This is a genomic window from Pseudoclavibacter sp. RFBG4, assembly GCF_002931515.1.
Lineage (GTDB): Bacteria > Actinomycetota > Actinomycetes > Actinomycetales > Microbacteriaceae > Pseudoclavibacter.
In genome coordinates this window covers 1-20920 of record NZ_PSYC01000020.1, presented here as the reverse complement: position 1 = coordinate 20920, position 20920 = coordinate 1, and the positions used below count along the sequence as shown (strand labels likewise).

Sequence of the window (20920 nt, the reverse complement as noted above, 5' to 3'; positions counted from 1 at the left end):
GCAGTCGAACTCATGGCCTCGGCGACGCGCGCCGAGGAAGTGGTGGTGTCCGCTCAGGCGGTCAGGCGGTCAGCGTGACGCTCTCGGTCGTCCAGGCGCGGGCCTGCCCGCTGAAGGTGAAGCCGAGCCCTGGGCGGTCGGGGACGAGCATCCGCCCGTCGCGCGTCTCGAGGCGCTCCTCGAAGAGCGGGTCGAGCCAGTCGAAGTGCTCGACCCACGGCTCTCGCGGGTAGCACGCGGCGAGGTGCAGGTGAATCTCCATCGCGAAGTGCGGGGCGAGGTCGAGGCCCGCCTCGTCGGCGAGGGTCATGAGGCGCAGGAAGTTCGTGATCCCGCCGATGCGGGGCGCATCCGGCTGGATGATGTCGCAGGCCCTCGCGGCGATGAGCTGCCGGTGCTCGGCGACCGACGCGAGCATCTCCCCCGTCGCGATCGGGGTGTCGAGCGCGCGTGCGAGATCGGCGTGCCCTTCGGCGTCGTAGGCGTCGAGCGGCTCCTCGATCCACGCGAGGTCGAGTTCCTCGAAGCGCCGCCCCATGCGCAGCGCGGTCGCGCGGTCCCACTGCTGGTTCGCGTCGACCATGAGCGGCACGCTCGCGCCGATGTGCTCGCGGACGGCGCGGACTCGGCGCAGGTCCTCGGCGGCGTCCGGCAGCCCGACCTTGACCTTGATCCCGCCGATGCCCTCTGCGATCGACTGCGTCGCACGCTCGCGGACCTCGTCGAGGGACGCGTTCAGGAACCCGCCTGACGTGTTGTACGTCCGGACCGAGTCGCGGTGCGCACCGAGCAGCTTCGAGAGGGGCAGACCGGCCCGCTTCGCCTTGAGGTCGTAGAGCGCGATATCGAGTGCCGCGAGCGCCTGGGTCGCGACGCCGGAGCGGCCGACGGATGCTCCGGCCCAGAGCAGCTTCGAGTACAGCTTCTGGATGTCGTTCGGGTCCTCGCCGAGCGCGGCCTCGGCGACCTCGCGGGCGTGGGCGTACTGGGCGGCGCCGCCGGCGCGCTTCGAGTAGCTGAAGCCGTGGCCGGAGAAGCCCTGCGCTGTCTTGATCTCGGCGATGAGGAAGACGACCTCCGTCATGGGCTTCTGCCTCCCCGTGAAGACCTTCGCGTCGGAGATCGGAGTGGCCAGCGGGAGGCGGAGCGTGGACAGCTCTATGGAGCGGATGGAGTCTGCCGAGCTGGTGGCGTCTGGGGTGTGAGTCATAGTCCTTCGTCCTTGAGGGTGACGTTCTTCCCGAAAGCTATCAGACAGATTTGGAATCTGTCTAGCTTGAACTCCCCACCTTCATCCTGTGACTGAGGCTTGCGGTTGCCACTGTCGGTGGTGCGATTTACGCTGGATACACGTTCGAATACAGATTCGAAGAAGCGAAGGGGGAAACCATGCCGACCGTCATCGACGACACCATCGAGGTCGCCATCAGCGGCGACGGGCAGCCGACCTCCTTCGTGTGGCAGCGCTTCCTCTACATCGTCACCGGCCAGCCGCAGGCCTACTTCCGCAGACTCCCGCCGTGGTGGCACGGAGACTCCTCCCCCACTCGCATCGACCAGGAGCTGTGGCGCGTCACCGCCGTTCGAGACAGCCCCCGTGAACAGCACGGGGAACACCTGTACGACCTCTGTCGCGCCCCCGGCGGCTGGCGACTCGCCCTGAGCTGGGAGTGACGACGCGATGAGCTTCCCGCACCTGCACGTCTCGTCGGGCTTCAGCGCGCACTATGCGGTCTCCCCTCCCGAGGTGCTGGCCCAGGCAGCCGCCGAGCGAGACCTCGACACGCTCGCACTCACCGACCGCGACGGCATCTCCGGCGCGGTCAAGCACCTCCTCGCATGCCGGACCGCGAACCTTCGGGCTGTCCTCGGCAGCGAGCTCGCCGTGCACGACGAGCGAGGCGAGCCCCTCGGCCGGGTCGTCGTGCTCGCAGCCGGCGGTGACGGCGGTTCCGGGTACGCATCGCTCTGTCGGGCCGTCTCAGCCGCCCACGAGACCACCGCGAGCGCCGCCACGCGCATCCACGAGCCGAGCATCCCCCTCGCCCGCCTGGCCGAGCTCGCCTCCACCGACGAGGGGGCGACGAGACTCACCGTCCTGCTCGGCCCGACGAGCGACGTCGGCACGGCGGCCTCAGCTGCCCAGCTGGGTCTGGCCAGAGAGCGTCTGCGTGCTTGGCGACATGGGCTCCCCCGCGCCTCGCTCGTCGTCGAGATCGTCTGCCATCTCGCCGAGCCTGGCACCCCGGGGTCGGTCACGGTCGCGACGCGAATGCTGGGCCTCGCAACAGAATCCGGGCTGCGGGCAGTGCTCACCAACGCCGTGCGCTACGCCTCCCCCGAGGAGGCGGCGACGGTCGACATCGCCGATGCCGTGCGGGCGAGGCGTGCACTCGACGACATCGAGCTGGCCCCGACGGCGCAGGCCTGGCTCAAGCCGGCGAACCTCATGCGGCAGGTCGCGCGCATGGTGGCAGATGCCGGCGGGCACGCAGCCTCGGCCGCCGACGACCTCCTCGCCCAGACGAGGCTGCTCGCCGAGAGCTGCATCATCGACCTGGAGCGGGATGCGGGTATCGGCACCCCGCGCATGCCGGAGGTCACCCGCTTCGGCATCCACGGCGACCCATTCGAGGTGCTCAGGGCGAAGGCGGAAGCCGCGATCCCGGCCCGCTACCCGGGTGCATCCGCCGCCCACGAGCGGGAGCTGCAGGAGCGCCTCGCCCACGAGCTCAGGACGGTGCGGAAGCTGGGCTTCGCCCCCTACTTCCTCACCGTCTCGCACGTCGTCGAGCTCATCAAGGAGATGGGGGTCCGGGTGCAGGCCAGGGGTTCAGGCGTCGGATCGCTGCTCAACTACCTCCTGTACACGAGCCACGTCGAGCCCGTCTCCCTCGGGCTCATCTGGGAGCGCTTCCTCTCCGATGAGCGACGCACGCTCCCCGACATCGACCTCGATGTGGAGAGCGCGGAGCGCCACCGCGTCTACCACCGCATCTTCGACGAGTTCGGGGGGCAGCGGGTCACCCTCATGTCGATGGTCAACACCTACGGGTCGAGGGGCGCAGTCCGCGACGCGGGCCTCGCCCTCGGGCTCGCCGACGGCGAGGTCGACCGCATCGCCAAGGAGCTGTGGCGCTTCTCCGCGAAGCGCTTCAGGCAGGCCCTCGCCGAGAAGCCCGAGCTGCGCGAGTTCGCGGAGGAGGTGCGTCGCTCACGGCAGCTCGAGGTGCTCGTGGAGGCGACGGAGCGGCTCGACTCCCTGCCGAGGCACATCTCCGTGCACCCGTGCGGGGTCATCCTCTCCGACGTCTCGCTCCTCGACCGCACTCCCGTGCAGATGTCGGGGATCGGCCTGCCCATGAGCCAGTTCGACAAGCACGACATGGACCCGATGGGGCTCATCAAGCTCGACATCCTCGGGGTGCGCATGCAGAGCGCCATGGCCCACGCCGTGAAGGAGTTGAAGCGCACCCGCGGCGAGGAACTCGACCTCGATGCGCTTCCCCTCGACGACGAGGCGACCTACGAGACCATCCGCTCGACGAAGACCCTCGGCATCTTCCAGGTCGAGAGCCCGGGGCAGATGGAGCTCGTCGGCAAGCTGCAGCCAGAGGTGTTCAACGACCTCGTCATCGACATCTCCCTGTTCCGCCCTGGCCCCATGCAGAACAACATGCCCCTCCACTTCCTCAGGGCCCGCCACGGGGAGGTGATGCCCGACTACATCCATCCGAGGCTCAAGCCGATCCTGCTCGAGACGAAAGGCGTCGTCGTCTTCCACGAGCAGGTCATGCGCATCTTCGACGAGCTCACGGGGTGCGGCCTCGAACTCGCCGACGTGTACCGTCGCTGGCTCGCGAAACCCGAGCTCGTGCCGCGCATCGAGGAGCTCGTGCGCGGAAAGGCCGCAGAGCGTGGGTTCCCGCCAGAGATCATCGACCGGTCATGGAAGGTGCTCGCCGGCTTCGGCAGCTTCGGCTTCGCGAAAGCCCACGGCGCCGCGTTCGCCCTGCCCACCTTCCAGAGCGCCTGGCTCAAGACCCATCGAGCCGCGCACTTCTGGGCGGGCCTCCTCACTCACGACCCCGGCATGTGGGGCAAGGACCTCATCATCGCCGAGGCGAGGCATCTGGGCATCCCGCTCCTCCCGATCGACGTGCAGCGCTCAGGCCTCGAGTACACGGTCGAGCCGCTCCCGGATGGACGCGACGGGGTTCGCATGTCCCTCGCGGATGTGCGCGGTATGTCATCGGCGGAACGCGACAGGGTCGCCGAGCACCAGCCGTTCGACTCGCTCGCCGACTTCCGCGCTCGTGTCCGACCACGCCGAAGCACGCTCGACTCCCTCGCCAGAGTGGGGGCGCTCGACGTGTTCATCGACTACGAGCCGCGCAGGCGGCACGAGCTGCTCGCGTTCATCCGCTCGCTCACGAGCACGCCGACGCGAGTGCCGGAGCACCAGCAGGCGTTCGCGTTCCCCCTGCCCATCCCGGAGCTTCGCGGGGTGACCACCATGGACCTGCATGGGAAGACGCAGACCGACCTGGAGCTGCAGGAGCTCGGCCTGGGCGTGAGCCGGCACCAGATGGAGCGCTTCTTCCCGCTCTTCCGCCAGCTCGGAGTCACTCCAGCGAGCTCGCTCATGGACCTGCCAGGCGGCACCGACGTGCTCATCGCGGGGGTACGGCGTGCCACGAACACCCCGCCCATGCGTGGCGGGCGGCGCACGGTGTTCGTCTCCCTCGACGACAGCACCGGACTCTCGCAGATCGTGTTCTTCCACGACGCGCAGGAGCGTGCAGGCAACCGGGTGTTCCGCACGCACTACATGCTGGCGCGGGGAAAGACTCGCCGATCGGGCGCCAAGGGCATCTCCGTGACGGGCGACATGGCGTGGGACCTCCTCGAGGTCGCGCAGCTCATGTCCGCGTCCGGTGCCGCGGGAACCACTCAGACGAGGTCGAGCGCCGTGGTCCTCGAGTCGTCCGAACGGGAGACCTCCGCCAGCCCGAGGCGCCTCGCGAGCGCGTAGGACGCCTCGTTCTCCAGGTCCATGACCGCGAGCACGCGCTTCACGCCGACGTAGTCGCGCAGATACTCGACCAGCGCATCAGCCGCCTCGGTGGCGAAGCCCTGCCCCGCGCATCCCGGGTGCATGATCCAGCCGAGCTCCGCAGAGCGGTGCTCGGGCTCGACGTCGCGCAGGTGCACCGACACGTCCCCGATGAGCTTGCCGTCGTGCTCGACGGCCAGGGCCATGAAGTCGCCCGCCTGCCAGAGGCGCGTGTGCGTCGTGCGGCGGCTCAGATGCTCGGTCGCCTCCGTCAGGTCGCGCTGCTTCCAGTGCAGGTAGCGGACGACCTCGGCGTCGGACACGATCTCGTGCCAGGCCTCCGCGTCACGCACGTCGTGGGGGCGAAGCACCAGGCGCTCCGTGAACAGCTGGGGCGCGTCGAACGGACGCTCGGTGCGTGGGCCGCGGAGGAAACGGGGACGGTGGAAGAGGCCACCCTGCAAGTCCTTCTTGACGCCCGGCGCACGGCTCCCGAGGTCGGGCTGCTGGATTCGCTGGAGTGTCATGCGTCGCAGGTTACGAACTCCTCTCATGCTCCGCGTGAGAGAAGATTTGAGCTTCCTATGAGGAGCAGCGAACACCGCGCCACGACCCCGTTCCCATGACACGATGAAGGAATGCCCGATTCCGCCGCCGCTGACCCGATCATCGAGCCCGGTCGCCGTCGGGCGGTCCTCGCGCAGCTCCCCCGACTCCACCGCCCAGACGGCACCCCCATCCGCGTGCTGCTGGTCGACGACGAAGAGACCCTGACGAACCTCGTCAGCCTCGCGCTCTCCTACGAGGGGTGGCAGGTCGACGTCGCCAACAACGGCCGGGATGCGCTCGCGAAGTTCACCGCCGAGCGGCCGGACGTCGTCGTGCTCGACATCATGCTCCCGGACATCGACGGCCTCAGCATTCTCAGGAACCTCCGAGGTCAGGGACACGCCACACCGGTGCTCTTCCTCACCGCGAAGGACTCCATCGACGACCGCATCATCGGGCTCACCGCCGGCGGCGACGACTACATGACGAAGCCCTTCAGCCTCGAGGAGCTCGTCGCCCGACTGCGCGGTCTCATCCAGCGCGCCGGTGAGGCGGTCGCCGACGACGCCTCCCAGCTGCGGGTCGGCGACCTCTTCCTCGACGAGAGCAGCTACGAGGTGCGCCGCGGCAGCGACCCCGTCGCGCTCACCACCACCGAGTTCGAGCTGCTGCGCTACTTCATGCGCAACCCGAAGCGGGTCCTCAGCAGGGCCCAGATCCTCGACCGCGTCTGGAACTACGACTTCGCCGGCAAGGCGAGCATCGTCGACCTGTACGTGTCCTACCTGCGCAAGAAGATCGACGCCGGACGCACCCCCATGATCCACACGGTGCGCGGCGTCGGCTACGTCATCAGGCCAGCAGAATGAGGCCGTGGACGCTGCGCGCGCGCATCATCGTCGGCGTCACCCTCGTCGTCGCCTTCGTGATGAGCGCGATCGGCATCATGAACGTCGTCACCCTCAACTCCGCCATCACGAGCGTCGTCAACACGCAGCTCGCCGCCTCCATGTCGGTGCTGGAGAACTCCGTCGACAAGTACCGCGTCGACGTCCCGGGCACGCATCCGCACCCCTCGAAGATGGGCGACTCGGCGGCACCGAAGGTCAAGCCCCTCGTCAACTTCGTCGGCCACGCGCCAGGCACCATCATCGCCCTCGCCCACGACGGCGAGATCATCGACTCCGCATCGTTCAGCGAGACCTCCGCGGTCGAATGCGACCAGACCATCAAGAACGAGCTCACGGCACTGGTCCAGTCGCCCGGCTTCGCGACCCAGCACTCGCTGCTGGAGACGATCAAGCTCGATGACGCCGCCGGCGACTTCCGCGTCATGATCCACGAGTGGGACGGCGACCCGAGCTACGCGCTCATCTCCGCCGTCTCCCTCGACACCGCCCGTGACGCGACCTTCAACCAGACCGTCCTCACGCTCGTGCTCTCCTCGCTCGGCATCGGCCTCATCGTCCTCCTCGTCGCGCTCGTCATGCGAGTCGCGATGCGTCCCCTGTCGCGCGTGGTCACGGCCGCCGAGAACGTCGCGCAGATGCCCCTCGCCTCTGGCGAGGTCGGTCTCCGCAAAGCCGTGAAGCTCGACGACATCGACCCCCGCACCGAGGTCGGCAAGGTGAGCGAGGCACTCGACAAGCTCCTCGCGCACGTCGACGAGGCCTTCGCCGTGCGCACCGCGGCAGACCAGCGGATGCGTCGCTTCGTCACGGACGCGAGCCATGAGCTGCGGACTCCGCTCGCCGCGATCCAGGGATACGCGGAGCTCACCCGGCAGGATTCGGCGTCGCTGCCCGACACGACCGAGCGGTCCCTCGCCCGCATCGAGTCCGAGGCGACTCGCATGAGCTCGCTCGTCAACGACCTCCTCCTGCTCGCCCGCCTCGACGAGGGGCAGGACCTGCAGTTCGACACCGTCGACCTGTCCGAGCTCGTCATCAACGCCGTCAGCGACGCGCAGGCGAGCGACGCCGACCGCCACTGGAGCGCGACGGTGCCGCCCAGCGAGGTCTCGGTGCTCGGCGACTGGGAGCGCCTCCACCAGATCGTCGTGAACCTGCTCTCCAACGCCAGCCTGCACACCCCGAAGGGCACGCACGTCAACGTCTCCGTGCGCTACGAGCTCGCGGCCGCGTCGGCGACGGGGCGCGAGGCGGTCCTCATCGTTCGCGACGATGGGCCGGGCATCCCCCAGACGCTCCGCCAGGATCTCTTCTCGCGGTTCGCCCGCGGCGACTCCGCGAGGACCCGCGCGTCCGGCAGCACTGGCCTCGGACTCGCGATCGTGAAGTCCATCGTCGAGGCGCACGGCGGGCAGATCGCCGTCGAGTCCGAGGACGGCGCCGCCTTCATCGTGCGGATCCCCGCAGCCAAGGCCTGGGACTAGCCGGCCACCTCGCGAGACACGGGCTCAGCGCCCTCCCCGCCACCTGGCGGCCTCGGCGGGTACGCGAGCGTGACCATCACCACGGAGATGATCATGAGCAGGAACCACGAGAGGAGCTTCGCGATCGACACGAGCTCCCAGCCGTGCTCCTGATTCGGGTACACCCACGCACCGGCGAAGGTGCCGATATTTTCGGCGAACCAGATGAACAGGGCGACGAGCAGGAACGCGACGAGCAACGGCATCCGGAGCGTCCTCCGGAACACGCGGAAGTGCATCCACGTGCGGCCCCACAGCACGGCAACGAACACCAGGAGCACGTACCGGAAGTCGTAGGCGTAGTGGTGCGTGAAGAAGTTCACGTAGATGGCCACGGCCGCGACCACGGTGAGCCAGATGCGCGGGTACCTGGAGAACCGAAGGTCGAAGAGCCGGTAGACGCGGCACATGTACGAGCCGACTGCCGCGTACATGAAGCCCGTGTAGAGCGGCACGGGGCCGATGTGCAGCACTCCCCCTGACGCGTAGCTCCACGAGCCGACGCTCGTCTTGAACAGCTCCATTCCCGTGCCGACGACGTGGAAGGCGAGGATGACCAGCAGCTCGCGGCCGGTCTCGAGCCTCGCCAAGACCATGAAGATCTGGATCGCGACGGCGGCGATGACGAGGGCATCGTTGCGTGCAAGCAGCGCATCGTCCGGATACCAGAGTCTCGCGGCGAGGATCACGACGAGCATGAGCGCCCCGAAGACGCACGCCCAGGCTTGCTTGAGCCCGAAGACCAGGAACTCGACGAGGCCGGCCCTGAGGCCGTGTGCGGGGGCACGCTCGAGGAGGCGCCCCGCGACGTCGTCGATGCGCTGCTCGAGGCTCGTGAATCTGGCCACCCGGAACCGCCGTTCTCCTCCAGCACCAACGATCGGCGCACGTCGAATGGCCGACACTAGCGGCACGTGTCCGCGAGCCCCCTGAGGCTGGCCATGACGCCCGGGAACCGTCCGCGTCGACGGGGACGGGGAGAGGGGAAGGGAATTATCTGCTGAGACCGGGATCTCGAGCCGGTCAGTGGACGCCTCTTCGCGCGGTGGTAGGGGAATGCGAAAGGCCCGCTTCCTCGAGAGGAAGCGGGCCTTGTGCCGCAGTTACATCTTGCTCTTTCGAGGGATCCCAACTTGTGCGGATCTGGTTGCGGGGGCAGTGTCCTGGTGCAGTGTCCTGGTGCAGGACATGAACCTACGACCTCCGGGTTATATGACGCCGCACCTGCGTTGCCCAGCAAAACCGACACTTATCCCAGGTCAGCCAGCAGTTTCGAACCGAATGAGCGGCAGTGGCGGGATCACTCAGGACCTACAAGGTTCGGAGCCTTTGCGTACTTTTGTGCGCCTTCTTGGGCTCGGAAATCCCTGCTTCGGCGTGGAGTTCTTCGGTTCTACTCCGGAGGCCTGAGAGGTTGGCCGGGTCCGTGTCGCGCTTCGCACGGACCTTCTCCTGGTGCCAGCGATCGCGTCGTCGAGCGCGCGGTTCCTCGAGGAGCCCGCAACGGAGGCGAGGCCGCCCCCTTATCCAGCTCGTCATGTGAGCCAAAAGCAGTTCCCCCAGCTTTGCCCCATGGAGATGTCCGCACTGGTCGTGGTAGCCGATGCCCGGTACGTGTGTCAGGCAACCAATACCGAATCCGGGGCACCTGTGTAGGAGACTCGGCGAATCCGTTCGGCTCTCACCGCTGCGCTTAGCTTCGGTACCAGGCCAGGTCCGCCTCGCCCAGTGCAGTTTGAGCCACGGCACCTCGGTATCCCGCCCGTTCCAGCCTCTGTACATCGAAGACATGGTCAATCCCGAGCAGTGTCGCCGAGCTATTGAGGGACTGATCCCCCGACAGGATCCCGTGAGCTTTCCCCAAAGACACAGACCCCTCGGTCGGCTTCAATAGACCCGCGGCCTCAGCCCAGACGCTGAACTCTCGAGCCGTGATCGGCGCACTCGCACCCACGTGGTACGGCCCGGGCTCGATGTCTGGTTGTGTAGCAAGCCAGGCTACGGCCCTTCCGAGTTCCTGGACATGAACCGCTGAGTGCAACGCGACGCCATTGTCGATGTGTGTGCCGAGGGTCGAGAGCAGCCGAGCAACCGTGGGGAGCACCCAGCGATCGCCGGCACCGAGCACCAGGTGTGGTCGCACAACGATGCCGCCTTCTTCCAGGACCGCCTGCTCGGCCGCGGCCCGCGTGGCGCTCAACAACGACGAGGGAGCAACCACGCTCTGCTCTTCGGTGAGACCTCGGAATGGGCCCCGCCCGTAGACCGCGGCCGTACTGACGTACACAAAGCGACGCACTCCTCGCTCCCGAGCCACGGTCAGAAGGTTCCTGGTTCCTTCAACGTTCGCGGCGAGAGCCGCCTCGGCGTCCCTGCCCACATACGACGCAGCATGAACGACTACCGAAGGCCAACCCAACACCGCGGTGATCGACGAACGGTCGCGGAGATCGAATCCGGACGGTTGTAAGTTATGAGAACGCCGCACGAGTTCGACGACGTGGCAGGCCCTGGTTTCCTTCAGCGCTCTCGTGACGTGCCGTCCCGTAAAACCATTCGCACCGGCTACTGCGATTTCTAAGGCCATTCGGTTGTAGAGTCCCTCAGGGTGTCGAGGGCCTGGTGGCCCAGGAACGGAAAGGAAGTTGAATGCCTCGCCAAGATCGGGCCGTGCGGACTCGAGCAAGGATCCTTGAGGCAGCAGCCGTGTTGATCCAGTCCTCGGGGTACTCGGACATGAGCCTCGCTCGCGTCAGCGAAGACGCGCACGTCACGAAAGGCGCGTTGTACTTCCATTTCCCCTCGAAGGAATCGTTGGCCGTCGCGCTCATCGAGCAGCAGCATGCTGTCGTCCAGACTGACGCCCTGGTTATTCTTGCTTCCGCTGCGGATCCGGTTACCAAGATGGTTCGCCTGTGCGAAGACCTGGCACGAAAACTAATGTCGGACCCCATCGTTCGAGCCGGCATTCAGCTCACGACCGATTCCGGAACACTCGAGACGCCGGTGCGAAAGCCGTACGAGGATTGGATCAACACCTTCGCTGTCCTCGCGACGGAGGCGGTCGCGGTCGGGGCGTTCACGTCAGGCACAAAGCCGGAGACGTTCGCCAATCTCCTCATCCCGTGTTTTACGGGTCTGCAACTCGTATCGGAGTCCTTCAGCGGGCGGCAGGATCTACCGGGCCGCATTGCGGATCTCTGGGAGGTCCTCATCCGAGCGTCTGTCCCGACGCAGCAAGTGGACGAGCGTCTGCTTGAGGCGCAGAGAATACTCCTGCGGACCGGGTGACCTTGGAGCGCTCGACGTCCCGAAACTGAGCTGTAGCCCGCACGCTGACTGACCCGCGCTGGACGACGAGGAACTCATCCTTGGCGTCGGGGTTATTTTCGACCGTCGCCAGTGGCGCATGCTCGACGATCTTCAGAAATGTCGCGTCGAATTGCCGGAAGTCGAGGTGCGGCTGACCTCGATCTGCACAGGCGTGTTGCCGGAGCGCCTCGATCAGAGCTACCCCCGGTACGTGATCAAGCGCATGGTCGAAGAAGTACGGCTGGTTGAGATCTGCCTGGACAGCGCGTGGCGCGCCGAGATCTGCGTTCGAGACCAGGACGTCGCTGGAGTTCTGACGCCCCACAAGGTGCGGTTCAAGCCTGCTGATGTGTGTGGTCTCTCCCATCATGTCTGCCTGTTCGCTGCGGCGGAGCCGAGCGTAGGCCGAGGCCGTGCAGACTCGCGCGACACCATATCCCTCGGCGACGAGGTCTCCGGCCGTCGTGACGAGTTCGACGTCGACGCGTGCTCCGCGAAGCAGACTGTCTGGTCGTCGAACGTCGGACTCCCTGATGCGGGCGATGAGCTCCACCGGCGCTGCCCGTCGCACAAGACGCGGCGATGTGTGAGGTATCCGAAAGCCGAACCCGGACATGAGGAACTTGTGATCGAGGGGGACGCCGAGCCCTTCATGGAGGGTCAGTACCGTGATCTGTCGAATGGTCTCGGCGACGAGCGCTGAGTCCAGACGCTCCGGCTGGTAGAAGCAATGGCGACGCGGCCACTGCAGACCAGCAACGAAGGCGTTTTTCCCGAGCCTGGAGAACGAGGTGGGTAACACCTCCGCCGTCGATGCGCGATGAACCAAGGCCCGGTCGACCGTTGAGTCGAACCCCGGGCTGTGTTGTTGGACAGACATGGTGATCCCCTATTCGAGTGCCTGCACACTAATATACCGGGCGGCCGGTTTTGAACAGCCCGCCGCCTCTGATGCTGAGTCGCGATCATTCGAGCACGGGTGATCGAAGAGACAAGACATCAGCAACTCGCAGGCCTAGCTGGCATGTCAAAGGAACGTCACAGTAGCCGAGCGGTGGCCCGATGTACCACCACGATCATCCAAACCAGGTCGTGGAATCGGTTTTGAGTGTCCTCGAGACTCGACGACAAGCGAAGTGGAATACTGGTCAAACTGCACCAGTGTGAAGGAGTGTCACGCCCTATCTCGGAAGCTACGGTAGAGCACTCGCTCGTTCACGACGAACGCGCCCAGGAGCGCCCCGAGCATGCTGCCGTCGAACGCCCCAGTTACGACCTTCAGAAGAGGCCCGAGGAGCACCCACGGTTCCAGCAGGTCAGCGTGCGAAGCGAATAAGACGCACCCCACGGAGAGGAGACACGCGGCGGGGGTCGTGACAATGACAGTCTCGATTAGCGTCTGCAGCAGCAGTGCGGGACGGGATACCCCGACGTGCAGCACCGACGCCATCTGTACCCGTCGGAGACGCACTACGACAAGGGAGACGATGCCCGCAAGAAGCAGTGAGAGCCATGGTGCAATCCTGGTCGGTCGTTCCTCAAGCCGCACCTCGAGATCGAAGTGCCCTCCGAGTGTGGAGTTCAGCTGCGCAACGCTCACGTCCGCAGATTTCCCTGCCTTTCCGGCGGCGAGCGGGAGCAGAGCAAGCGAGGGCTCCGACGAGGGGATATCGACCCAACACTGATCGAACTCGCCGACCGCTGGCACGATCGACAGGACGGCCCAGCCGAAGCCGGGGATTCGTCCGTCATCGGGATACTGGTAGCGCGCACCGATGCTTGCAGCCCCTCCACTGACTCCTACCGTGTCGCCAGGACCTCGACCGATCGACTCTGCAACTTGCTCCGCGAGCAGAAGACCAGACGTCGGGACGGTGACGTCGCCAGTCAGCAACCGGGCAAATCCAGGGGTTACCTCCCAGAGCGGTACGGGGTTCGACGGCATGAGGTCAAAGGTCACTGTGCCGTGTTCGCGCGCTGCGCCGGAAATGCGTACCGAGTCAAGGTCCGAAATGATCTCGCACTCGCGTCCGTCGAACGAGCCCTCTCCTGTCGCAGTGGCGACGGTCGCCCCGGAAGCGATGAACGCGCGGTATGCACCCACGGCATTCGCAACACTCAGTCCGTCCAGCGCACCGAGCAGGCCAACCACGAGAAGCAAGGACACAAACTGGGCCACGGGGAGACTCGTCCGGGACCGCGTGTTTCGAAATGCCTCGCGGAGGAGTTCACGCGTGCGCATCGTCACGGCAGCCTCAGCCTGATTTGCTCATCGCATCGGTCCGCGGTGTGCGGGTCGTGCGTCGCAACGATCACGACGCTGCCGCCTGAGCTCACTTCGGAGAGAATGTCGTTGACCCGCTGTGCTGATCGCAGGTCAAGCTGCGCGGTTGGCTCGTCGACCAACAACACGTCCGGTGCGTAGGCAACTGCACGCGCGAGCAAGAGGCGCTGAGCCTCTCCTCCGGAGAGGTGTCGGAACTCCGTTCGTGCCTGCTTGAGCAAGCCGAACCGAGCGAGCAGTCTCAGCCCCTCGGCATTGGAAGCCGATCGACGCTGGCCGCGAGCAAGCATTGGCAGTGTCACGTGGTCCAGCGCCGACCGCCCGGCCGCTCCCGATGGGTTCTGGAACACCCACCCCACGGAGAGGTTCTCACAACCCACGACCCTGCCGCGGGCAGGACGCACCTGCCCGGCGATAATTCCGAGCAGCGTGGACTTGCCCGATCCGGACGGCCCGAGAAGTCCGTACACACGGCCGGCTGCGAACTCTAGGTTCAAAGGACGGAACAGCGGCTGGTTCGGTTGGAAGCTGTGGGAGACGTCAACGAGCTCGAAAACACTCGCTGGTTGCAAGTCGGAGCTCACTGGCATGCGCGCGTCACGTCGGGTCGAACCTCAACAGAAGAAGGAACGGAGTCCGGATCGCCTTCGAACCCCACGAAGACCTTTCCGAGCTGCGAGAGGACAATATGAACCGGATACCCCTGCCCGTCACTCCAGACGCATCCGTTCATGCCCTCGAGCCCCGTCACCGACGTGGCAGGCACTCCCCAGGCTGTCTGAGGCTCGGCGAGCTGCAACGCGACGTCGATCTGGATGCCGTCCGCTCCGGCGGTTTGCGTCTGAGCTGCCTTCGCCGATTCGAGCGCAGCAATCACTTCAGGGGTCGACGCCAAGGTTCCCAAGGATTCCGCGCTAAAGGATCCGCCGTCGACCGCAACGCTCTGCTCCCCCACCACCACGACACGATCGCCCGCAACCATGTCAGCGGGGACGTTATTGAGTCGCGCCGTCGACAAACCCGCGACCGTAGACATCAGGGGTTCAGCTTCTGTCAGCGTCTCTCCGACTTCGACGGCGCACTCCCCCACGGCGACTGAGTCGCTCGGGAGCCACACGATACTGGAGCGAGGAATAGTGGTCATCTGCGCAGCTTCGGCCGTTCCTAGATCGAGAAGGGCCGCAACGGCTCGAACTGACTCTCGTCCAAGGACACCGTCACTTGTGATGTTGTATCCGAGCCCTGCCAACGCGGTCTGCACGGCCGTGACGTCGTCGCCGCGATCCCCGACTTGGAGGTCGCGCCACAGCGGTACGTCTGTGTGGAGGCTGAGAAGCGGATTACCGCTGATGTGAACCAAGACTGTGCCGGTGGTGGCTCGATCACCGGGCGCGCACGTCGACCCAGTCACAATCCCGCCCACGGGGGCGCGAACTTCCTGCGCACTCCCAGCACTGAGGACAAGTCCCACCGTTCGTGTGTCCGTGACGGCCGTCTCGCTGAGCTGCACAACTTGCTGTTCGTCAGGAGGCCCAAGAACGGCACCCGCCGGCAGCTGGTCAGGAACAAGCAACATCCCGGCGACGAGTCCGACCGAAAGCGCGATGGCGAGTCCGAGTCCAACGAGAATCCACAGCCCACGAGGCCGTTTGGGCCTCTGTGAACCGCTTCGTGTCACTTTCACCGACTGAGGCCGAGCGGATCAACCTGACATTCCACGAGGAGATCGGGGCCTTGTTCGGTGTCAACATATGGGAATGAGTCGCTCATGAGTGCTGCGTCGTAGTCCGCTGCCGTGAACCCGTTCTCGACAGTGCCCCGAGCAACGAGACATTGAGCAACGATCTCAGATTCGTCAAGGCGTTCGGGATTGCGATTTATCCAAGTGTAGAGCGAGCCAACTTGCGCTTCGCCACTGGATTTCGAGCAGTCGTTGACTCGACTGTTCACCAGCGCTGTATCCTCACCGTCCGCAAAATCAACACCATAAGACCCGTCGAATTTGTAGTCGCGAATGTCATATCCGAAGTCACTGACGCAGTGTTTGAATGATATCAGCACCTCGTTAAACTCGATTTCCGTGATATCACTGTCGGACAGGATCGCCCTGATCTGATCATTTGGCGCAGTCGACGAGTTGTATGCGAATTCTGCAGCGTAGGCCCCCCTGAAACCATCTGTACTGACGGACGCAATATCCTCTGGAGCTTGTTCGCTTACTTGAGTCGCAGTGCAGCTAGCCAGGAACATAGCTGTACCGGCGCAAAGCACAGCAGCTATTTTTCGTCGCATGTAGGTCATATATCCCCAAATTGATCGTGCCCGACACAGCGAGGCGGTGAAGCTGATCTACTCCACCGCCTCGCTCATTCGAGATTACTGAACGTCCCAGTGGGCAGTGTTGCCAGAGATCTTCACCGGTTGGTTGGCGATCGCCGCCACACCGCGCGTCTTCCACCCCGAGTACTCGCACCAGCCGGAGGCGTCGTAGGCCCCGCAGGCCGTGGCCTTGTGGGTTTTCGTGTTGTTGTAGTAGTGCGAGTAGGACTTCGTCCCGTCGGCACCGTAGTACCAGGTCCCCCCTGACGGGTACTCCACCGCGGCGTTGGCCACGGTCGCGACCGACCCAACACCAGCCACCGTGCCGAGCACCAGCGCTACGGAGAGTGCCACTTTCCTGATTTGCATGTTGTTCCCCCTTTGCCGAGAATCGACTAGTCGATTCATTTCTGAACAGACTCCTGAGGCATGCCGCGCAGAAAACCGCGCCTCAATCGCCCCAGAATCAGGACGCTAGCAGGCGGGGGATCGCCATCCTGTCACTGTGAAATAACATCACGAGAGGCAGGTTGACCATTCGTTACACAACCGTGATCCTTCCCGCAAGGGCAGTACCTTGATGTCAATCCGTTATAAATACCTACCGGTCGACTGGTGTCCCAGCTAACCGAGAATCCCCAGAGCATTGGCGGCGTCTCGCACGAGGATGACGATCTGTCGTGCACCTCCACTCACCACGAGCACACCGAACACGAGAAGTACGGCAGTGGTGACCAGTGCGAACATCTGCACTTTGCGCCTCTTTGCCCTAGGCGTTTCCATTGGGAGTTGTGATTCATCCATGATCGCGATGCTACTTAATGTTCACGACGAGCGTGGCGAACGACAGACCGAGCGTGTCGCGCAGCGAGTTGATCTGAAGCAGGAAGATCAGGTGCGCATGGTCATGGTGTTCGTCGCGCAGGTCACATCCTCACCTGATGCCGGTCGAGTTTCGGGACGCGATGGCAGCGCCCCCAACCTCTTTAGAAGAGCCGAGAAGACCCAGCGATTCGTATTCTCTGAGCAGGACTCACCACACCCGGAGGGTGCCTCTGCGAGAACCGCTGCCTCCGAGGTCAAGGCAACGACGACCTGTAAGCAGCGATTGCCGGGCCCGGTGGCACTCATGCATTTGGCCCGCGACAGGCGCTTGGAGATGAAGGACGCCGCGTGGCTGTAGTGACCCCATCGTGGAGTCGTCCGCCTTCCGACTTCCGACTGCGGTCTGGACCCAGTCAACTCGTCGCTGGGGTTGCGAGCGCGCCAACGGGCCTCAGCCAACGACGGCAACGCCTATCGTGCCGATACCCAGTGGGCACCTCACTGAGTGAAACATCATTCACCATTCTCCGAGATGAGGTGAAGGGCCTGACCCCGCAGTCGACCAGCAGCGCAACGGCACCGCCGCGATCGCACCTCCGACAGCGCCGGAGATGACACCGGTGGTCATGGCCGCGCTGACGCACTGGTCCCAGCTGCCTTCTCAGCCCTCGACAGCGCGCTGGTATTGGTGCGGTCGCTGTTGCTCTGAGGGGATGATGCAGAGGGTTCTGGCGTGATGACTCGCGCCTGATTGTTCTGCACCCGCCCGATGCGACTCGAAAAAGAAGAAGCCCCGACGCGGTGGATTTCTCCATCTCACGTCGGGGCTCAGGGACAGCGGATCAAGCTGTCCCCCACGGTCTGCATCGAGCGCTTGCTGCCCGCTCTGCGGGTCCACAACTCTCTGCTCGGTCCAGGGCGGCGCAGCGCGTTCTGGTCCCACTTCTGTTCGTGTCGAGGGCATCGGGACCTGTAACCGGTCTGCGCAACTGCCATCGCTGTCTCAGCGAAGCCGAGTCCAGGATCGAAGTGTCCTTCCGGATCTCCTTCTCTCAATCCCTTCCCCGGTGGGAGCTCTGCTTCCGCTGCTCTTCAGTCAGTAATGACCCTCGCCAGCACCATCCGTCCAGGAACTGAATCTTCAGCTATAGAGCACGATCATGTCGGGAAACCCGAGAGCACGCAGCGCTGATGCGGCTGCGCGGCCGCGAAGCGCCGCGCTCGTGGTCGGAGTCCCCTGCTCCTCCAGCGCACGCCGGGCATCCTGGATGCCACGGGCGATCTGGTCGAGCGTGACCTGTGCCGGGGTGTCGAAGACGACGTAGCTCTGGTAGTCGGCGATCTCGGTGAGGATCGCCGGGAGCGAGCGCATGTCGACCGCTGCAAGCAGCGAACCCAGCTCTGCGCTCAGGTGAGTACGGTCCATGATTTCCATGCTGGTGAACCTGCTTTCGGGGTGGCGGCTATTCCTGAGCCTGAGCTGGGCACGCAGCGCAGTGCCGGTCCGTGCGCTGGCAGGAGTTCTGAGCGCGGCCCACTTCGCAGTTCATGGCAGCCGGTTCAGGCTGGACTGGGGCTCCGGCAGCTGCTGAGAGCACGATGACGTCGTGCGGCTCGATCGGCATCGACTCGCCGCCAACGTTGATGCGCACGCGGAGCGAGACCTGGGGTGCGACCGGGCTGGTTCCTCGAGTGATGATGTCGAGAACCGTGGCGACAGCGAGCTCCGGGAGGCCCATCAGGCCGTGACCCAGAACAGCCATGATGATCTGGTCGTCGATCGTGCCCGCGTTGCCGAGCTTGTCGATGAATGCCGTGGTGCGCATGATGAGGGTGCCACTCCGTGAGGTGGTGGTCTGAGCGCCAAGGAGGTGCCGCTCTCGAAACAGCCATGGGCCAGCTGCGCTGGCCGTTGGCTGCTTCATGTTGGTGTTGGTGTTGGTGTTGGGAAGAACAGCGACGCGCCGATACCGAAGTACCGGGGCGTTGTGGTTGTGCGTGCCTTGTCGTTGATCAGGTGCCGTCCAAGCCACAGAATTGGCACCGGAGCACCGTGCCGTCAGCCTCCCACGCAGTCTTCTCGTGCAGGCAATAGCTCTAGATGAACGAGCAGACTTCGCAGATCTCGAGCTGAAAAGTGCCGAGCTCGTTCGTGAAGAAGTGCACGCGGGAGCCGTGGCCGCCGTCGCGCGGCGAGTGAGCGTTGTGGAGTTCGAGCGATGGAGAGGGTCCAGCCATGGCGAATACCGTGCCTTTCGGAAGTTTGATCTCGCAGTGGGTCTGCACCTGCGTCTGAGGTCCATGTCTCTGTCGAAGAAGCTCCCGAGCCAGCTGTGCTGGCAGGCTCCCCTCCGCAAAAGAGGGTTATGGGCCAGAACGTGTGTATGGGATCTTGATCTAGGCCCGCCGTTGCAGGCGTGTCGAGGGGTGGTCTCAGTCCGGGACCCTCAACCGTGGCGAACGACACCAACACGACGACTTGTTTGATAGGCGGGCAACGGCTCGTGAAGAACGGGAAGACCGCGGCAGGACCCAGCGGTGGCGGTGCCTGAGCTGCGGATCTTCATCGGTCAGGAGACGAGCTGACCTCGCGCGCATGAACGAGCTGCGTGAGTTTCTCGAGTGGATCCTCGGGAAGCGATCCCGGCAGGAGATCACGAACACGAAGGTCGGCCGCTCGCTGCGCCGGGAGACGTCCTGGTGCTGGGAGGTCGAGCCAACACTCGGCCCGGTCGAGACACACCATCGCGTTGTCCTGGTCGATGGGATCGATATCGGCTCATGGTGTCTGCTGATCGCAGTCACCGAGAACCTGCAGGTACTGGCGTGGCAGTGGTGCGCCCGCGAGTCAGCGGCCGCTTGGACGGCGCTCCTAGCGCGCATCCCCGCTCCTCTGGTGGTGGTCTGCGACGGCGGGGCCGGGTTCGCGTCGGCCGCTCGCTCCTGCTGGCCGGACACGAAGATCCAGCGCTGCATCTTTCACGTGCAGATGAACGTGCGTCGTCATCTCACGTTGCGCCCGAGAACCCATGCCGGCCGGGACTTGCTGAAGCTCTCCAGGGCGCTCTCCCGGGTCGTCGACGCGGACACCGCCGTTGCTTGGCAGCTGGGGTTGCAAGCCTGGTGGCAGCAGCACGGGCAGCTCACGAAGCAACGCTCCACCGACGGGTGGAGCAAGTGGTGGACCCACGACCGACTCCGCAAAGCATGGCTGCTGCTGAGCCGCCTCTCCGGCAGCGGGCATCTGTTCACGTTCGTGTCCCACGGGAACGCGCGCACCACGAGCCCGCTCGAGGGCGGCATCAACAACGGCATCCGCACCACGTTGCCGGGCCACCGCGGGATGAGCGAGGCCCACATGAAACGCGCCGCGGAATGGTTCCCCTACACGCGCGAGCTCACCACCGAGCAGGCCTACACGCTCATCCCGAAGACCGTCCACTCCGTGATCCCTGCGCCGGGCGCCGCGGCCGATGAGGCTCCCGAACAGGGCGCCCTGGTCGCGTTCTACGACACCACCCTCAGCGCCGAGGAAGGCCTCTGGAGCCGGACAGGCTGGGCCGGACGATCATGACACGCGCAAACTCATCCACACGTTTTGTCCCATAAGCCCCTCTTCGCGCAGTGGCGGGGGCATGCGAAAGGCCCGCTTCCTCGAGAGGAAGCGGGCCTTGTGCCGCAGTTACATTTTGCTCTTTCGAGCAATCCCAACTTGTGCGGATCTGGTTGCGGGGGCAGGATTTGAACCTACGACCTCCGGGTTATGAGCCCGGCGAGCTACCGAACTGCTCCACCCCGCGGCACAAGAGAAAACATTACCAGCGGTCCTAGCGTCGTGCAACTCCGGCCCCTACTTCCGCGGAAAAACCGGCGTGTCGGGGGCACGAGACACCTGCCGCAGGCTCCTCCGCAGGCCGACATCAGGGCCGAAATGGCTCGGATTCGCGCGAATTCTCGCTGCCGCGTCCGCCACGAGATGCATCCCGGGCGCGTCGCGCCCCGCGCGAGAACCACCCGCTCGCGACACAGCCCAACCGCGCATCCCAACCCCGCATCCCAGCCCCGAGCCGCCGCCCCGCCTCGTCGGCCCCACCACCGGGCAGAGAGTTGTGGGTAAGTGCTGTTCAGGAGTCCCCTGACG

General features: G+C 65.1%; 21 protein-coding genes and 1 tRNA gene. 7 read left to right on the top strand and 15 right to left on the bottom strand.

Features of this window, described 5'->3' with window-relative positions; translation table 11 throughout:
• Window positions 1–61: 61 nt before the first annotated feature.
• Entirely contained in the window at window positions 62–1210 is a 1149-nt protein-coding gene (locus C5E10_RS05130) for a mandelate racemase/muconate lactonizing enzyme family protein (RefSeq protein WP_104330730.1), read from the bottom strand.
• 179 nt (window positions 1211–1389) lie between these two features.
• Here C5E10_RS05130 and C5E10_RS05125 point away from each other — a divergent pair, with 179 nt between their 5' ends.
• Complete coding sequence (locus C5E10_RS05125; protein WP_104330729.1) at window positions 1390–1674, top strand: hypothetical protein; 285 nt, start codon at window positions 1390–1392, stop codon at window positions 1672–1674.
• Window positions 1675–1681: 7 nt separating this feature from the next.
• On the top strand, window positions 1682–5035 hold the full coding sequence (gene dnaE, locus C5E10_RS05120) for a DNA polymerase III subunit alpha (RefSeq protein ID WP_104330728.1): 3354 nt from the start codon (window positions 1682–1684) through the stop codon (window positions 5033–5035).
• Here dnaE and C5E10_RS05115 read toward each other — a convergent pair.
• Entirely contained in the window at window positions 4954–5583 is a 630-nt protein-coding gene (locus C5E10_RS05115; protein WP_181062649.1) for a GNAT family N-acetyltransferase, read from the bottom strand. The genes dnaE and C5E10_RS05115 overlap by 82 nt on opposite strands.
• A gap of 111 nt (window positions 5584–5694) precedes the next feature.
• Here C5E10_RS05115 and C5E10_RS05110 point away from each other — a divergent pair, with 111 nt between their 5' ends.
• Window positions 5695–6474 carry a response regulator transcription factor gene (locus C5E10_RS05110; protein ID WP_104298569.1) on the top strand — a complete coding sequence of 260 codons (780 nt, stop codon included), beginning with the start codon at window positions 5695–5697 and terminating at the stop codon, window positions 6472–6474.
• Window positions 6471–8000, top strand: coding sequence for a cell wall metabolism sensor histidine kinase WalK (locus C5E10_RS05105; RefSeq protein ID WP_104330726.1), 1530 nt, complete (start codon window positions 6471–6473; stop codon window positions 7998–8000). Before C5E10_RS05110 ends, C5E10_RS05105 begins: the two co-directional genes overlap by 4 nt.
• Here C5E10_RS05105 and C5E10_RS05100 read toward each other — a convergent pair.
• Window positions 7997–8887, bottom strand: coding sequence for a DUF817 domain-containing protein (locus C5E10_RS05100; protein ID WP_104330725.1), 891 nt, complete (start codon window positions 8885–8887; stop codon window positions 7997–7999). The two genes, C5E10_RS05105 and C5E10_RS05100, sit on opposite strands and share 4 nt — an antisense overlap.
• Window positions 8888–9732: 845 nt before the next feature.
• Window positions 9733–10626 carry an NAD(P)-dependent oxidoreductase gene (locus tag C5E10_RS19540; protein ID WP_104330724.1) on the bottom strand — a complete coding sequence of 298 codons (894 nt, stop codon included), beginning with the start codon at window positions 10624–10626 and terminating at the stop codon, window positions 9733–9735.
• A 62-nt stretch (window positions 10627–10688) separates the two neighbouring features.
• On the opposite strand from C5E10_RS19540, the gene C5E10_RS05090 reads away from it, so the two are divergent.
• Window positions 10689–11330: a ScbR family autoregulator-binding transcription factor gene (locus tag C5E10_RS05090; RefSeq protein ID WP_104330723.1), complete on the top strand. Its 642-nt coding sequence runs from the start codon at window positions 10689–10691 to the stop codon at window positions 11328–11330.
• On the opposite strand, the gene C5E10_RS19535 is transcribed toward C5E10_RS05090, so the two are convergent.
• The 7 genes from C5E10_RS19535 to C5E10_RS18800 form a co-directional block, all read right to left on the bottom strand.
• Window positions 11251–12231, bottom strand: a complete 981-nt coding sequence (locus C5E10_RS19535; RefSeq protein ID WP_104330722.1) for a ScbA/BarX family gamma-butyrolactone biosynthesis protein — start codon at window positions 12229–12231, stop codon at window positions 11251–11253. The two genes, C5E10_RS05090 and C5E10_RS19535, sit on opposite strands and share 80 nt — an antisense overlap.
• A gap of 294 nt (window positions 12232–12525) precedes the next feature.
• Window positions 12526–13599 (bottom strand): hypothetical protein, encoded by a 1074-nt coding sequence (locus C5E10_RS05080; RefSeq protein WP_146080161.1) that lies wholly within the window; start codon window positions 13597–13599, stop codon window positions 12526–12528.
• Window positions 13596–14225 (bottom strand): ABC transporter ATP-binding protein, encoded by a 630-nt coding sequence (locus C5E10_RS05075; protein ID WP_104330720.1) that lies wholly within the window; start codon window positions 14223–14225, stop codon window positions 13596–13598. Before C5E10_RS05075 ends, C5E10_RS05080 begins: the two co-directional genes overlap by 4 nt.
• A complete protein-coding gene (locus C5E10_RS18805; protein WP_146080160.1) occupies window positions 14216–14779 on the bottom strand; it encodes a hypothetical protein in 564 nt (187 codons plus the stop codon). The genes C5E10_RS05075 and C5E10_RS18805 overlap by 10 nt, the downstream gene beginning before the upstream one ends.
• 536 nt (window positions 14780–15315) lie before the next feature.
• Window positions 15316–15936, bottom strand: coding sequence for a hypothetical protein (locus C5E10_RS05065; RefSeq protein WP_146080159.1), 621 nt, complete (start codon window positions 15934–15936; stop codon window positions 15316–15318).
• A 75-nt stretch (window positions 15937–16011) separates the two neighbouring features.
• Window positions 16012–16323: a lactococcin 972 family bacteriocin gene (locus C5E10_RS05060; protein WP_181062647.1), complete on the bottom strand. Its 312-nt coding sequence runs from the start codon at window positions 16321–16323 to the stop codon at window positions 16012–16014.
• A 255-nt stretch (window positions 16324–16578) separates the two neighbouring features.
• The gene (locus tag C5E10_RS18800; protein WP_146080158.1) at window positions 16579–16758 is read right to left on the bottom strand and encodes a hypothetical protein; all 180 of its coding nucleotides are present in this window, start codon (window positions 16756–16758) and stop codon (window positions 16579–16581) included.
• Here C5E10_RS18800 and C5E10_RS05055 point away from each other — a divergent pair.
• Window positions 16757–17137: a hypothetical protein gene (locus tag C5E10_RS05055; protein ID WP_104330716.1), complete on the top strand. Its 381-nt coding sequence runs from the start codon at window positions 16757–16759 to the stop codon at window positions 17135–17137. The two genes, C5E10_RS18800 and C5E10_RS05055, sit on opposite strands and share 2 nt — an antisense overlap.
• Before the next feature lie 783 nt (window positions 17138–17920).
• Here the strand turns inward: C5E10_RS05055 and C5E10_RS05050 are convergent.
• The 3 genes from C5E10_RS05050 to C5E10_RS19080 all read right to left on the bottom strand — a co-directional run bounded on the left by C5E10_RS05050 (window position 17921) and on the right by C5E10_RS19080 (window position 19017).
• Window positions 17921–18205, bottom strand: a complete 285-nt coding sequence (locus tag C5E10_RS05050; RefSeq protein ID WP_104330715.1) for a hypothetical protein — start codon at window positions 18203–18205, stop codon at window positions 17921–17923.
• Window positions 18206–18242: 37 nt separating this feature from the next.
• Window positions 18243–18704: a hypothetical protein gene (locus tag C5E10_RS05045; RefSeq protein ID WP_146080157.1), complete on the bottom strand. Its 462-nt coding sequence runs from the start codon at window positions 18702–18704 to the stop codon at window positions 18243–18245.
• Window positions 18705–18876: 172 nt separating this feature from the next.
• A complete protein-coding gene (locus tag C5E10_RS19080; protein WP_181062646.1) occupies window positions 18877–19017 on the bottom strand; it encodes a hypothetical protein in 141 nt (46 codons plus the stop codon).
• Window positions 19018–19258: 241 nt separating this feature from the next.
• On the opposite strand from C5E10_RS19080, the gene C5E10_RS05040 reads away from it, so the two are divergent.
• Window positions 19259–20353 carry an IS1249 family transposase gene (locus C5E10_RS05040; protein ID WP_146080156.1) on the top strand — a complete coding sequence of 365 codons (1095 nt, stop codon included), beginning with the start codon at window positions 19259–19261 and terminating at the stop codon, window positions 20351–20353.
• A gap of 149 nt (window positions 20354–20502) precedes the next feature.
• Here the strand turns inward: C5E10_RS05040 and C5E10_RS05035 are convergent.
• Window positions 20503–20579, bottom strand: a tRNA-Met gene (locus C5E10_RS05035).
• Window positions 20580–20920: the final 341 nt, after the last annotated feature.